This is a genomic window from Duganella aquatilis (genome assembly GCF_009674565.1).
GTDB classification, from domain to species: Bacteria; Pseudomonadota; Gammaproteobacteria; order Burkholderiales; family Burkholderiaceae_D; genus Rugamonas; species Rugamonas aquatilis.
The window spans coordinates 261,574-276,395 of sequence record NZ_WKJL01000005.1; the positions used below are offsets into that span (position 1 = coordinate 261,574).

Below are 14,822 nucleotides of genomic sequence, written 5' to 3' on the forward strand. Positions count from 1 at the left end.
TCGGATGATGCAGGCAGTGGAAAAATGGCTGGCGCGGGTGCTGTTGCTGAACAGCGGGCTGGCGCTGGCGGTCAGCTTTGGCCTGCTCGGCACGGCGCAGCAGGAGGGTTCCGCCTTGCTGTATGGCGCGGCGCTGCTGGGTTTCCTGTCCGGGCTGCTGTCGCTGCGGCGCGCCCGCGCCGGCCTGTGGGGCGGCATCCTCTATTATATGGTGCAGCTGTTGAGCTATGTTCCGCACGACGGCGGCGCCGCCTTCGGCATCAAGGCCGGCATCAGCCTCGGCATGGTGATGCAATTCAAGACCGCCACCGTGGTCGTCAATATGTTTGCGCTGGCGCTGCTGGCCGCCACCGTGGCGGTGTTGTGGCGGCGCCGCCGCCAGCCATCCTCCGCGCCCTAAAAATTTCCACCCGTCATCATCTTGTCATATCGCTGAGGCAAAGTCTGGTCTGACACGCTGCCTCGCTGACGCTGTTTCAAAATTCCCCTAAAGAAATACATGTTTACATTTTGAAATATAGATAAGGAAACAGGCTTAATGATTGTTGAACATTGCAATCCGAGCGTGGCGGCAGGGCGACAAGCTTGCAAATAAGTTCCGTCTGGAAATTTTTTAAGCTATACTAGCCCTCCAAGTCCGATTTTTCAGCCCGTTTTGCGGCTTGGTCGCTAAAAAAGTATGAATGATTTCAAAGGTTTGCGCGGAGCGCGGTAGGCCGCTGTAAAAATGCGTAAATTTTTTTCCTCAAGGGAACAAGTTTACTTAGTGGAAGATCGGCGGCGGTCGCCTTGTAATCAGGCAGGCTGATTTCCCCTGCTACCGCAGACGGCCTGACTGGCGGCGGAATGGCTGAAACAGCAGCAATGTTGAGTTGGAATTAAGCAATAAATCTTCTTGAGTTTACTCAAGTTGATAAAGTTGTTGTCGTTAAGAATTGTACGAGCGCAGTTTTGTGCGTGCGGTATGCAGCAACCCAATACGTAGTCAAACGGCAAATATGCCACTGGCGGAAGACGCGGATGCAACGGTAGGGCCGTGCACCAGATGTTTTCGGACAGCAAAATCGAATCAGCGCCCTTCTAGGAGAAATGCAATGAGCGTCATTACCAATATGTCCACCAATCAGATCGCGGGTCTGAGCACGAGCCAGGTCGTGACCATCTCGACCGCTGATATCGCGGCGCTCAGCTCCGATCAGATGACGGCGTTGACCAGCAACCAGTTCCAGGTACTGACCTCGGCGCAAGTTGGGGCTATTTCGAGCGGCAATGTGCCGTTGTTGAGCGCGGCTAACTTCGGCGCCCTGAGCTCCAATGGCTTTGTTGGCCTGACCACCGGCCAGGTCAAGATTCTGACTACCGAACAAGTCGCCGCGCTGACCACCAACCAGGTCGGCGTGCTGACCAGCCGCCAGCTGGCCGCGCTGACCACCGAGTCGATCGCCGCCCTGCAGACCGAAGACTTTGCCGCGCTGAAGACCGCCGCCCTGTCCGGCCTGAGCAGCACCCAGGTCAAAGCCCTGACCACCGAGCAAATCGTTGCCCTGACCACCAACCAGGCCAATTCCCTGACCAGCGCGCAAGTCGTGGCCCTGACCACCGAGTCGGTTGCCGCCATGCAAACCGAAGACCTGGCCTCGCTGAAAACCGCCTCGTTCGCGGCCCTGACCAGCAACCAGGTGGCCGTCCTGACCACCAACCAGATCGCCGGCCTGAGCACCTCCCAGTTCGCCGCGATGAGCACCGCCGACGTCGCCCTGGGCCTGACCACCGAGCAGCTGAAGGCCATGACCTCGAACCAGTTCGCCGGCCTGACCACCGCGCAGATCAGCGCGCTGTCGACCGAGAACCTGGCCGCGATTGACGCCGTCGACATGGTCGGCATCACCACCGCCGGCATCGCCGCACTGAAATCGAACCAGATCGCCGGTCTGACCACCGAGCAGATCAGCAGCCTGTCGACCAGCCAGATTGGCGCCGTCAGCACCGCCGCCGTCAAGGCCCTGAGCAGCGAGCAAGTCGTGGCGCTGACCACCAACCAGGCTGGCGTACTGAGCAGCGCGCAAGTCAATGCGCTGACCACCGAATCGATCGCCGCCCTGCAAACCGAAGACTTTGCCGCGCTGAAGACCGCGACCATCGCCGGCATCAGCAGCGCCCAGATCCAGGCCCTGACCACCGAGCAGATCGTTGCCCTGACCGTCGGCCAGGCCGGCGCGCTGAGCAGCGCCCAGGTCCGCGCGCTGGGTACCGAGGCGATCGCCGCCCTGCAGACCGAAGACTTGGCCGCCCTGAAAACCGCCTCGTTCCAGGCCCTGACCACCAACCAGGTGGCGGCCCTGACCACCAACCAGATCACCGGCCTGACCAGCGCCCAGTTCGCTGCGATGAGCACCACCGACGTTGCCCAAGGCCTGACCACCGAGCAGCTGAAGGCCATGACCTCGAACCAGTTCACCGGCCTGACCACTGCGCAAATCGGCGCGCTGTCGACCGAAAACCTGGCCGCGATCGACGCCGTCGACATGGTGGGCATCACCACCGCCGGCATCGCCGCACTGAAATCGTCGCAGGTCGCCGGTCTGACCACCGAGCAGATCAGCAAACTGTCGGCTGGCCAGGTTGCCGCCGTCAGCACTGCCGCTGTCAAGGCGCTGAACACCGAGCAGGTCGTGGCCCTGACCACCGACCAGGCTGGCGCACTGAGCAGCGCGCAAGTCAATGCGCTGACCACCGAAACGATCGCCGCCCTGCAAACCGAAGACTTCGCCGCGTTGAAGACCGCGGCCATCGCCGGCATCACCAGCGTCCAGATCCAGGCCCTGACCACCGAGCAGATCGTTGCCCTGAACAGCAACCAGGCTGGCGTGCTGAGCAGCGCCCAAGTGCGCGCCCTGACCAGCGAGCAAGTCGCCGCCCTGCAGACCGAAGACCTGGCCGCCCTGAAAACCGCCTCGTTCGCGGCCCTGACCACCAACCAGGTGGCGGCCCTGACCACCAACCAGATCACCGGTCTGACCAGCGCCCAGTTCGCCGCGATGAGCACCACCGACGTCGCCCAGGGCCTGACCACCGAGCAGCTGAAGGCCATGACCTCGAACCAGTTCACCGGCCTGACCACCGCGCAGATCAGCGCGCTGTCGACCGAGAACCTGGCCGCGATCGACGCCGTCGACATGGTCGGTATCACCACCGCCGGCATCGCCGCCCTGAAATCGAACCAGATCGCCGGTCTGACCACCGAGCAGATCAGCAGCCTGTCGACCAGCCAGATTGGCGCCGTCAGCACCGCTGCCGTCAAGGCCCTGAGCAGCGAGCAAGTCGTGGCGCTGACCACCAACCAGGCTGGCGCACTGAGCAGCGCGCAAGTCAACGCGCTGACCACCGAGTCGATCGCCGCGCTGCAAACCGAAGACTTCGCCGCCCTGAAGACCTCGACCATCGCCGGCCTCAGCAGCGCCCAGATCCAGGCCCTGACCACCGAGCAGATCGTTGCCCTGACCGTCGGCCAGGCCGGCGCGCTGAGCAGCGCCCAGGTGCGTGGGCTGGGTACCGAGGCCATCGCCGCCCTGCAGACCGAAGACCTGGCTGCCCTGAAAACCGCTTCGTTCGCGGCCCTGACCACCAACCAGGTGGCAGCCCTGACCACCAACCAGGTCACCGGCCTGACCAGCGCCCAGTTCGCCGCGATGAGCACCACCGACATCGCCCAGGGCCTGACCACCGAGCAGCTGAAGGCCATGACCTCGAACCAGTTCACCGGCCTGACCACCGCGCAGATCAGCGCGCTGTCGACCGAGAACCTGGCCGCGATTGACGCCGTCGACATGGTCGGCATCACCACCGCCGGCATCGCCGCGCTGAAATCGAACCAGATCGCCGGTCTGACCACCGAGCAGATCAGCAAACTGTCGGCCGGCCAGGTTGTAGCCGTCAGCACCGCCGCCATCAAGGCCCTGAGCACCGAGCAGGTCGTGGCGCTGACCACCGAACAGGCTGGCGCACTGAGCAGCGCGCAAGTCAATGCGCTGACCACCGAATCGATCGCCGCCCTGCAAACGGAAGACTTCGCTGCCCTGAAGACCGCGACCATCGCCGGCATCAGCACCGCTCAGATCCAGTCGCTGACCACCGAGCAGATCGTTGCCCTGACCGTCGGCCAGGCCGGCGCGCTGAGCAGCGCCCAGGTGCGTGCCCTGACCAGCGATGCGATCGCCGCCCTGCAGACCGAAGACCTGGCCTCGCTGAAAACCGCCTCGTTCGCGGCCCTGACCACCAACCAGGTGGCGGCCCTGACCACCAACCAGGTCACCGGTCTGACCAGCGCCCAGTTCGCCGCGATGAGCACCACCGACATCGCCCAGGGCCTGACCACCGAGCAACTGAAGGCCATGACCTCGAACCAGTTCACCGGCCTGACCACCGCGCAGATCAGCGCGCTGTCGACCGAGAACCTGGCCGCGATCGACGCCGTCGACATGGTCGGCATCACCACCGCCGGCATCGCCGCACTGAAATCGAACCAGATCGCCGGCCTGACCACCGAGCAGATCAGCAGCCTGTCGACCAGCCAGATTGGCGCCGTCAGCACCGCTGCGGTCAAGGCCCTGAGCAGCGAGCAGGTGGTGGCGCTGACCACCAACCAGGCTGGCGCACTGAGCAGCGCGCAAGTCAACGCGCTGACCACCGAGTCGATCGCCGCCCTGCAAACCGAAGACTTCGCCGCGCTGAAAACATCGACCATCGCCGGCCTCAGCAGCGTCCAGATCCAGGCCCTGACCACCGAGCAGATCGTTGCCCTGACCGTCGGCCAGGCCGGCGCGCTGAGCAGCGCCCAGGTGCGTGGACTGGGTACCGAGGCCATCGCCGCCCTGCAGACCGAAGACCTGGCCGCCCTGAAAACCGCCTCGTTCGCGGCCCTGACCACCAACCAGGTGGCGGCCCTGACCACCAACCAGGTCACCGGCCTGAGCAGCGCCCAGTTCGCCGCGATGAGCACCACCGACGTCGCCCAGGGCCTGACCACCGAGCAGCTGAAGGCCATGACCTCGAACCAGTTCACCGGCCTGACCACCGCGCAGATCAGCGCGCTGTCGACCGAGAACCTGGCCGCGATCGACGCCGTCGACATGGTCGGCATCACCACCGCCGGCATCGCTTCGCTGAAATCGACGCAGGTCGCCGGTCTGACCACCGAGCAGATCAGCAAACTGTCGGCCGGCCAGGTTGCCGCTGTCAGCACCGCCGCTGTCAAGGCGCTGAACACCGAGCAGGTCGTGGCCCTGACCACCGAACAGGCTGGCGCACTGAGCAGCGCACAAGTCAATGCGCTGACCACCGACGCGATCGCCGCCCTGCAAACGGAAGACTTCGCGGCCCTGAAGACCGCGACCATCGCCGGCATCAGCACCGCCCAGATCAAGTCGCTGACCAGCGAGCAGATCGTTGCCCTGAACACCAATCAGGCTGGCGCGTTGAGCAGCGCCCAGGTTCGTGCGCTGGGTACCGAGGCCATCGCCGCCCTGCAGACCGAAGACCTGGCCGCCCTGAAAACCGCCTCGTTCTCGGCCCTGAGCACCAACCAGGTCGCGGCCCTGACCACCAACCAGGTTGTTGGTCTGACCAGCGCCCAGTTCGCCGCGATGAGCACCACCGACGTCGCCCAGGGTCTGACCACCGAACAGATCAAGGCCATGACCTCGAACCAGTTCACCGGCCTGACCACCGCGCAGATCAGCGCGCTGTCGACCGAGAACCTGGCCGCGATCGACGCCGTCGACATGGTGGGCATCACCACCGCCGGTATCGCTTCGCTGAAATCGACGCAGATCAGCGGTCTGACCACCGAGCAGATCAGCAAACTGTCGGCCGGCCAGGTTGCCGCCGTCAGCACCGCCGCCGTCAAGGCCCTGAGCACCGAGCAGGTGGTGGCGCTGACCACCGAACAGGCTGGCGCACTGAACAGCCGTCAAGTGGCCGCGCTGACCACCGACGCGATCGCTGCCCTGCAGACCGAAGACCTGAACGCGCTGACCACCGCCTCGGTCGTGGCCCTGAGCACGGTCCAGGTGCGCGCCCTGACCACCGAGCAGGTGCATGTACTGGCGACCAACAGCGTCGCGGTCCTGACCACGGCACAAGTGGGCAGCCTGACCACCGAGCAGACTGTTGCGCTGAGCACCAACCAGGCAGCCGTGCTGAGCTCGGCCCAGGTGGCTGCGCTGAGCACCAGCAACATGGTGGCGCTGGAAACGGAAGACCTGTTCGCACTGAAGACTTCCTCGATCGCCGCCCTGCGTACCGCCCAGGTCGCCGTACTGAGCACCGAGCAGGTCAAGGCGCTCGCCTCCAGCCAACTGGCGGCGCTGAGCACCGCGGTGATTGCGGCCGGCCTGACCACCGAGCAAGTGTCGGTGCTGACCACCGAGCAGCTGAATGCGCTGAGCACCGCGCAAGTCCGCGCCCTGTCGACCAACAATGTTCAGGCGATCTCGACGGAAGACCTGGCTGCGCTGACGACCACCTCGATGGCCGCGCTGAGCACTGCCCAGTTCTCGCGTCTGACCACCGACCAGATCCACGCGCTGACCACCAACCAGGTGCACTCGTTCACCACGGCACAGATCCACTCGCTGACCCAGGCCCAGGTTCAGGCCCTGAGCAGCGACCAGATCGCCGCGCTGTCGACCTTCACCCCGCTGGTGCTGGACCTGAACGGCGACGGCATCCAGACGCTGAGCTCGCAAGCTGGCGTGCAGTTCGACATGCTGGCCAACGGCACCAAAGTGAACACCGGCTGGGTTGCCGGCGGTGACGGCCTGCTGGTCCTGGACCGCAACGGCGATGGCACCATCAACGACGGTAGCGAACTGTTCGGCTCGGGCACCACGCTGGCCAACGGCAGCAAGGCCAGCAACGGTTACGCCGCGCTGTCCGAACTCGACACCAACGGCGACGGCGTGGTCGATGCCAAGGATGCCCAGTTCTCGAAACTGCAAGTGTGGGTCGATGCCAACGGCGACGGTGTCAGCCAGGCGGATGAGCTCAAATCGCTGGCCGATCTGAACATCACCAAGCTGAACCTGGATGCCAAGCACAACCCGTCGCTGAACAACGGCAACATCGTCGGTCTGACCTCGACCTACGAGACGGCCGACGGCGCCAGCCACGCGGCAGCCGACGTCTGGTTCAGCGCCGGCACCACCGGCGCCAGCCTGAGCGGTTCGGTTGCGAGCCTGAGCTCGGCTCTGTCGAGCTACACGGCACCGGCGGCGCCAGCTGCCACCGGCAAGCTGGAAGTACCGTCCAGCGTCAACGCCGCGGTAGCGTCGCTGGCCAGCGCCATCGGCAGCTACGAGAACAAGCTCACCGCCAGCACCCACGCTGCGGCGACCGAAGACTCGCTGCGCCTGAAAGCGCTGCAAGGCGGCCAGCAACACGGCCTGCTGGCAGCCAAGTAAGCATCCGGTAGCATCCGCCAAGACGGCAGGCCTGCGGGCCTGCCGTTTTTTTTGGCCGCCATCGGTGGAACAGGCGGGTAAACCGGCTTGTGCTTCCAAACAACAAAAAGGCCCGTGGCACGCCCTTGCTGGGGTAGAATCCGAGGGCTGGAAAGTTCCCGCGTCAGTGCCAGCGCGGTCCCGGCGTTTACCCTATCCGAGCCTATGCAAGATAAATTTCCTCATACCGCGATCCAGTGCCTGACTGCCATCGCCCAGCACCATGGTTTGCAGATTAATCCGGAGCGCCTGATCGACGATTACGCGCTGCGCGCGCAGGAGCCGGGCGTCGGGGAACTGTTGCGCATAGCGGCCGATATCGGCTTGAAAGCCAAGTCCGACCAGCTGACCTGGAGCCGCCTGATGGCGCAGGGCGGCGTGTTCCCGCTGATGGCGCGCCTGGTCGACGGCAACTCGGTGATCGTGGTCGGCGTCAAGCCGGGCGAACTGGGCGGCCAGGACCATGTGGCCGTGCTGAACCCGGCCAGCGCCAACGCGGCGGTGGTGCTGGTGGCGCGCAGCGAGTTCGAACAGCGCTGGCGCGGCGAGGTGCTGTTCGTCAAACGCCAGCACAAGCTCAGCGATCCCAACCAGCCGTTCGGCCTGCGCTGGTTCATCCCCGAAATCCTGAAACAGAAAGCGGCGTTCCGCGACATCTTCATCGCCGCCATCGCCATGCAGCTGCTGGCGCTGGCCTCGCCGATCTTCTTCCAGCTGGTGATCGACAAGGTGCTGACCCACCGCAGCGTGACCACGCTGCAGGTGCTGGCGGTCGGCATCATCATGGCGCTGGCGTTCGACGCCACCTTCGGCTTCCTGCGCCAGACCCTGACCCTGGCGGCCAGCAACAAGATCGACATGCGGCTGACGCGGCGCGTGTTCAGCCACCTGCTGTCGCTGCCGATCGACTTCTTCGAGACCACCAGCGCCGGCGTGGTCACGCGCCACATGCAGCAGCTGGAAAAGATCCGCAACTTCCTTACCGGGCGGCTGTTCTTCACCGCGCTCGACGTGATCGCGCTGCTGGTGTTCATTCCGGTGCTGTTCAGCTACTCGGTCAAGCTGGCCGCGCTGGTGCTGTTCTTCGCCGCGCTGATCGCCGGCGTGGTGCTGACCATGGTGCCGACCTTCAACCGCCGCCTGCAGGCGCTGTACGCCGCCGAGGGCCAGCGCCAGGGCATGCTGGTGGAAACCATCCACGGCATGCGCACCGTCAAGGCGCTGGCGATCGAGCCGTCGCAGCGCCGCGTCTGGGACCAGCGCTCGGCCGAGGCGATCACCATGCACTTCCGCGTCGGCCAGATTTCCATCGCCGGCAACGCCGTCACCGACTTCCTCGGCAAGCTGCTGCCGGTGGTCATCATCGTGGTCGGCGCCGCCGACGTGTTCGACAACACGCTGTCGGTCGGCGCGCTGATCGCCTTCCAGATGCTGTCGGGCCGCGTCACCCAGCCGCTGATCTCGCTGGTCGGGCTGGTCAACGAATACCAGGAAACCGCGCTGTCGGTGCGCATGCTGGGCGAGGTCATGAACCGCGCGCCGGAAGGCCGCGCCGGCGCCAACGGCCTGCGTCCCGTGCTCGAAGGCGAGATCAAGTTCGACGCCGTCACCTTCCGCTATCCGGGCGCGCAGGCGCTGGCGCTGAACAAGGCCAGCTTCACCATCGAGCAGGGCACGGTGGTCGGCATCGTCGGCCGCAGCGGCTCCGGCAAGACCACTTTGACCAAGCTGATCCAGGGTCTGTACCCGGTGCAGGAAGGCATCGTCCGCTTTGACGGCATCGATGCCCGCGAGATCGAGCTGTCGCACCTGCGGCGCCAGATCGGCGTGGTGCTGCAGGAAAACTTCCTGTTCCGCGGCACGGTGCGCGAAAACCTCTCGGTCACCAAGCCCGACGCCACCTTCGAGGAACTGGTGGCGGCCGCGCAGGCGGCCGGCGCCGACGAGTTCATCGAGCGCCTGCCGCAGGGCTACGACACCGTGCTCGAAGAGAACGCCGCCAACCTGTCGGGCGGCCAGAAGCAGCGCCTGTCGATCGCCCGCACCCTGGTGGCGCGCCCGCGCATCCTGATCCTCGACGAGGCGGCCTCGGCGCTGGACCCGGAATCGGAAGCCATCTTCATCAGCAACCTGTCGAAAATCGCGGTCGGCCGCACGGTGGTGATGATTTCGCACCGCCTGTCGACCCTGGTCGACGCCGACAAGATCATGGTGATGCAGCAAGGCAGTCTGGTCGATGCCGGCCGCCATGAAGAATTGCTTACCCGCAGCGAAACCTACCAGCACTTATGGAACCAGCAAACAAGTCACCTGTAACTGGCCGCGGCCAGGACCACACCGAAGTCGAGTTCCTGCCGGACGCCGACGCCATCGAGCGCGGCCCGCTGCCGCGCTCGGTCCGCATCACGCTGCACGTGATGCTGCTGGCCTTCGTCTCCTTCATCGTCTGGGCCAGCCTGTCGTCGATCGACCAGGTGGTCATCGCCCATGGCAAGCTGGTCAATCCGCTGCCGAACATCGTGGTGCAGCCGCTCGACACCTCGATCATCCAGAGCATCGAGGTGCGGGTCGGCCAGGTGGTCAAGAAGGGCCAGGTGCTGGCCCTGCTGGACCCGACCTTCAGCGCCGCCGACCAGGGCCAGCTGCGCAGCCGGCTGGAAAGCCTGGACAACCAGACCGCCAGCCTGCGCGCCGAACTGAGCAGCGGCACGCCCAATCTGGTCGACCGCGGCAGCGCCGACGCCAAGCTGCAGACGCAGCTGTCGAACGAGCGCCAGGCCAACTTCGCCGCGCAAAAGACCAAGATGGACCAGAACATCGCGCGCCTGAAGGCCAGCCTGCTGACCAACAAGCATGACCAGGTGATCCTGGCCGAGCGCGTCAAGTCGCTGCGCGAAGTGGAAGCCATGCAGGAGCAGCTGATGGCCGAGCAGTTCGGCGCCAAGATGCACCTGCTGGAAGCGCGCGACCGCCGCCTCGAAGTCGAGCGCGACATGGACCTGCAGCGCAACAAGGCGGTCGAGCTGGCCAGCGAGCTGGCCTCGGCCGAGGCCGAGCGCTCGGCGTTCGACAAGAACTGGCGCCAGAAGACCATGGAAGACCTGCTGAGCGCGACGCGCGACCGCGACGGCATCAACGAGCAGCTGACCAAGGCCGACAAGCGTCTCAAGCTGATCCAGATGGTGGCGCCGGCCGACGGCGTGGTGCTGGAGATCGGCAAGCTGTCGGTGGGGTCCGTGGTGCGCGAGGCCGAGCCGCTGTTCACCCTGGTGCCGCTGGGCGCCCAGCTGGAGGCCGAGGTGCAGATCGACTCGGTCGACATCGGCTACATCAAGCAGGACGCGCCGGTGCACCTGAAGGTCGACGCCTTCTCGTTCATGAAGCACGGCATGCTCGACGGCCGGGTGCGCACCATCAGCCAGGATTCGTTCAAGCGCGAGACCACCGACAAGAGCGGCGGCGGGCTCGACGCCTACTACCTGAGCCGGATTCCGTACAGCGGCCGGCTGGGCAAGCTGCCGCCCGGCGCGCGCCTGATGCCGGGCATGACGGTGTCGGCCGAGATCGTGGTGGGCAAGCGCACCGTGATGTCCTACCTGCTGTACCCGCTGACGCGCGCGATGGATGAAGCGATCCGCGAACCCTGACTTGTTTAACCCTATTGCCGGAGCCTGGACACGTGTTTACCATCATCATCCCCACCCATGACCGCCCGCAGCTGCTGCAGCGTACGCTGGAGTCGCTGATCGCCCAGACCTGCCAGGATTTCAAGCTGGTGATCGTGTCCGACACGGCCACCTACCTGCCGCCGTACAACCACCTGGTGCACTTCCCCAACCGCTTCGACTATGTGCTGCGCTGCAGCGGCCGGCCGGGTCCGGCGCCGAGCCGCGACATGGGCCAGGCCATCGCCGACGGCGAGTACATCATCTTCCTCGACGATGACGACACCTTCGATCCCGACCACCTGGCCAAGCTCAAGGCGCGGCTGGAGATCGACCGCCCCGAACTGCTGTTCTGCGACCTGCAGGTGCAGTTCGAGAACCGCGCGGTGTCGCCGCCCGAGCTGCTGGGGGCGACCCACAAGGTGTCGATCGCCGACGTCACCGACGACAGCGTCTACGTCCGCAACCGCATTCCCAACAGCTGCATCGCCTACCGCCGCGACGTGCTGCAAGGCATCAGCAACAACCCGGACATGATCATCTACGAAGACTGGGATTTCCTGCTCAGCGTGCTGAAGGGGCGCACCCTGACCTACCTGGCCACCGACGGCGTGGTGATCCACAAGACCGAGCCGGATGCGCCGGAGAATATGCGTCGCGGCAATTCCAACGAGAACCTGGTGGTGCAGGTGATGCTGGAGCTGTACCAGCGCCACCCGGCGCGCAACATGGAAACGCGGCTGGCGCGCCAGGCGCTGCTGGCCAGCGCCAATCTGCACTACGACCTGGCCTACTTCTAGGGCGCGGGCGGGACGCTCCAGCCGGCCACGACTTCGGGCGGGTAGCCGCGCTGGAAGTGGCTGGTCCACGGATAGGCCGGCCGCTCGGTGCCGTCCTTGAGCTTGATCTTGCTGGTGTCGCAGATGTATTTGGCGGGGCTGCCGCCGGCCACGGTGTCGGGCGCGACGTCGCGCCCCACCATGCTGTGCGCCGCCACCAGCGCGCCGCGGCCGACCTTGACGCCGGGCAGCACCACACTCATGGTGGCCACCGCCGCATAGTCGCCGATCTCGCATCCCATCAGCACCGCGCTGGGCGGATGCGGGTCGTTGGTCAGCACCACGTAGGGGAAGATCCAGACGAAGTTGCCGACCTTGGACATCTTGCCGATGTGCACATTCGAATGGCAGCGCACGTAATCGCCGATCTGGCAGTCGCCCTGGATGTCGCTCAGCGTGCCGAGCTGGAAATTGACGCCGGCCGTGGTTTTCTCGCGCACGGTGACGCGGTGGCCGGTGATGAACTTGTCGCCGAAGGTCGAGCCGGCATACAGGATGGAGTGCGAGCGGATCGTCGAGTGGGCGCCGATCACCAGCGGCAGGCCCTGCGCCAGCGGGCTCGGATAGCCGATCTCGCAGAAGCCGTCGATGCTGGTGTGGTCGCCGATCTGCACGTCGTCATGCACGATGGTGAACGGGCCGATGCTGACGTTGGCGCCCAGCCGCGCCTTGGGTGATACCGATGCGCTTGGATGTATCATGGTCTCCTCCGGAAGGTTGCTTATTATTGTGGTGGTTCAGGCCAGGCTGGCCACTGCCTGGCGCACGGCCGCGCACACGGCCAGCGCCTGTTCGTCGCTCATGGTCGGGCCGATCGGCAGACTCAGCACCTCGCGGTGGATCGCCTCGGCCAGCGGGAAATCGCCCTCGCGGTAGCCCTGGTCGGCATACGCCGGCTGCAGGTGGGGCGGCACCGGATAATGGACGATGGTGCCGATGCCCTGCTCGGCCAGGGCCTTGGCCAGCGCGTCGCGCTGGCGGTGGCGCACCACGTACAGATGCCACACCGGCTCGGCCCAGGCCGGAACCTGCGGCAGCACCAGGCCGTCGATGCCGGCCAGCTGCTGCTGGTAGAGCGCGGCGATGGCGCGGCGGCGCTGGTTGTCGCCGTCCAGCGCCGGCAGCTTGACCGCCAGCAGCGCGGCCTGCAGCTCGTCGAGGCGCGAGTTATAGCCCGGCACCTCGTTGTAATACTTGACCTTGGAACCGTAGTTGCGGTACGTGCGCAGGCGCGTGGCCAGCGCCTCGTCGTTGGTGGTGACGGCGCCGCCGTCGCCCAGCGCGCCCAGGTTCTTGCCCGGATAGAAGCTGAAGGCGGCGGCGTCGCCCAGCTGGCCGGCCACGGCGCCATGGTAGCGCGCGCCGTGCGCCTGCGCCGCGTCCTCGATCAGCTTGAGGCCGTGACGTTCGGCGATCGCCTTCAGCGGCTGCATGTCGGCCGGCTGGCCGTACAGGTGGACCGCGATGATGGCCTTGGTGCGCGCGGTGATGGCCGCCTCGACCCGCGCCGGATCGATGTTATAGGTGCTCTCCACCGGCTCCACCGGCACCGGCTGGGCGCCGCAATGGCTGACCGCCAGCCAGGTGGCGATGAAGGTGTTGCTGGGGACGATGACCTGGTCGCCGGGACCGACGCCGTAGGCCTTCAAGGCCAGCATGATCGCGTCCAGGCCGTTGGCCACGCCGATCGCGTGCTGGCAGCCGCTGTAGGCGGCAAAGGCGGTTTCGAATTGCGCCACCTCGCTGCCCAGCACGTACCAGCCGGAGTTCAGCACGCGCTGGAACGCCTGTTGCATCGCGTCTTCGTGGCGCAGGTTGATGGCTTTCAGGTCGAGAAAGGGAACGTTCATGATGGGGTGTGCGGCAGGCCGTTGGCGGTGAATGGAAATGGCATGATGACCCATTTTCCCTATGGACACAATAGCGCGCCCCTAGTCCGGACGCGGCGTCGCTCCCAGCGCGGCCAGGTAGTCGCAATAGCGCTGGTAGGCGGCGCTGACCTGCGGATACTCGCCGTGGCGCTGGAAGTTGGCCAGCCCGCTTTCGCGCGTGGCCAGCAGTTCGTCGGTGCTGATCACGCCCTCCATGTGGGCGCCGCGCCACATCTCGTAGCCCTCGGCCAGCACCCAGCCGAAGTTGAGGTTGGTCGAGGGATTGGAGTTCGATTCCAGCCGCATGTCGTGGCGGAAGTAGCTGAGTTCCTCGTTCAGGTAGTAGGCATTGCGGCCGTCCGCCACGCGGCAGTAGAACACGGCGTCGGCCAGGCCGTTGCGGAAGTCGTAGTCGCCCATGGTGAACAGGCGCTGCGGGCCGAGTTCCCACAGGCGCTGGCGGCGCACCATCAGGCTGCTGAACTCGCCCACCACATTGGCCATCAGGGTGATGGTGCGGTACAGCTCCCTGCCGGGGATCAGGCCATTTTGCGGATAGGGCACGCGCCGCCGCACCATCGCATTGTCCTTGTCGATCACGCCGGAGGCGGCGAACACCAGGTCGATGTCGGGCACGATACTGGCGGCCGCCACCATGCGCTCGACGCAGAACGGGTGCAGGATGTCGTCGTCGAACAGCGGCTTGACGTACTCGCCCTTGGCGCCGTACAGCGCGGCCAGCACGTTGTCGGCGCGGGTGACGCTGCAGCGCTGGTAGATCACGCCCGGAAAGCGGGCGCAGATGTCGCGGATCGCCTCGGTCGGGCAGTTGTCGCTGATCAGGATCTCCAGATTCGGATAGGTCTGGCCGATGGCCGAGCGCAGACACTGTTCGAAGTAAGCCGGCTTGTAGGTCGGGATGACGATGCTGACGAGAGGGAGGGACAT

General features: G+C 65.5%; 8 protein-coding genes. 5 read left to right on the top strand and 3 right to left on the bottom strand.

The window, feature by feature from the left end; genetic code table 11:
- Positions 1-4: 4 nt before the first annotated feature.
- From GJ698_RS10540 to GJ698_RS10560, 5 genes are all read left to right on the top strand, one after another.
- A complete protein-coding gene (locus GJ698_RS10540) occupies positions 5-400 on the top strand; it encodes a hypothetical protein (protein ID WP_154357564.1) in 396 nt (131 codons plus the stop codon).
- 694 nt (positions 401-1,094) lie between these two features.
- Positions 1,095-7,460: an SPM autocatalytic domain-containing protein gene (locus GJ698_RS10545; RefSeq protein WP_154357565.1), complete on the top strand. Its 6,366-nt coding sequence runs from the start codon at positions 1,095-1,097 to the stop codon at positions 7,458-7,460.
- A 204-nt stretch (positions 7,461-7,664) separates the two neighbouring features.
- Entirely contained in the window at positions 7,665-9,815 is a 2,151-nt protein-coding gene (locus GJ698_RS10550) for a peptidase domain-containing ABC transporter (protein ID WP_154357566.1), read from the top strand.
- Positions 9,788-11,146 carry an HlyD family type I secretion periplasmic adaptor subunit gene (locus GJ698_RS10555; RefSeq protein WP_154357567.1) on the top strand — a complete coding sequence of 453 codons (1,359 nt, stop codon included), beginning with the start codon at positions 9,788-9,790 and terminating at the stop codon, positions 11,144-11,146. The genes GJ698_RS10550 and GJ698_RS10555 overlap by 28 nt, the downstream gene beginning before the upstream one ends.
- 32 nt (positions 11,147-11,178) lie before the next feature.
- Positions 11,179-11,964, top strand: a complete 786-nt coding sequence (locus GJ698_RS10560) for a glycosyltransferase family 2 protein (RefSeq protein WP_371865231.1) — start codon at positions 11,179-11,181, stop codon at positions 11,962-11,964.
- On the opposite strand, the gene GJ698_RS10565 is transcribed toward GJ698_RS10560, so the two are convergent.
- The 3 genes from GJ698_RS10565 to GJ698_RS10575 all read right to left on the bottom strand — a co-directional run bounded on the left by GJ698_RS10565 (position 11,961) and on the right by GJ698_RS10575 (position 14,822).
- Positions 11,961-12,704: an acyltransferase gene (locus tag GJ698_RS10565; protein ID WP_154357569.1), complete on the bottom strand. Its 744-nt coding sequence runs from the start codon at positions 12,702-12,704 to the stop codon at positions 11,961-11,963. The genes GJ698_RS10560 and GJ698_RS10565 overlap by 4 nt on opposite strands.
- A 36-nt stretch (positions 12,705-12,740) precedes the next feature.
- Positions 12,741-13,853 carry a DegT/DnrJ/EryC1/StrS family aminotransferase gene (locus GJ698_RS10570; RefSeq protein WP_154357570.1) on the bottom strand — a complete coding sequence of 371 codons (1,113 nt, stop codon included), beginning with the start codon at positions 13,851-13,853 and terminating at the stop codon, positions 12,741-12,743.
- Positions 13,854-13,934: 81 nt separating this feature from the next.
- Positions 13,935-14,822, bottom strand: coding sequence for a glycosyltransferase family 2 protein (locus GJ698_RS10575; protein WP_154357571.1), 888 nt, complete (start codon positions 14,820-14,822; stop codon positions 13,935-13,937).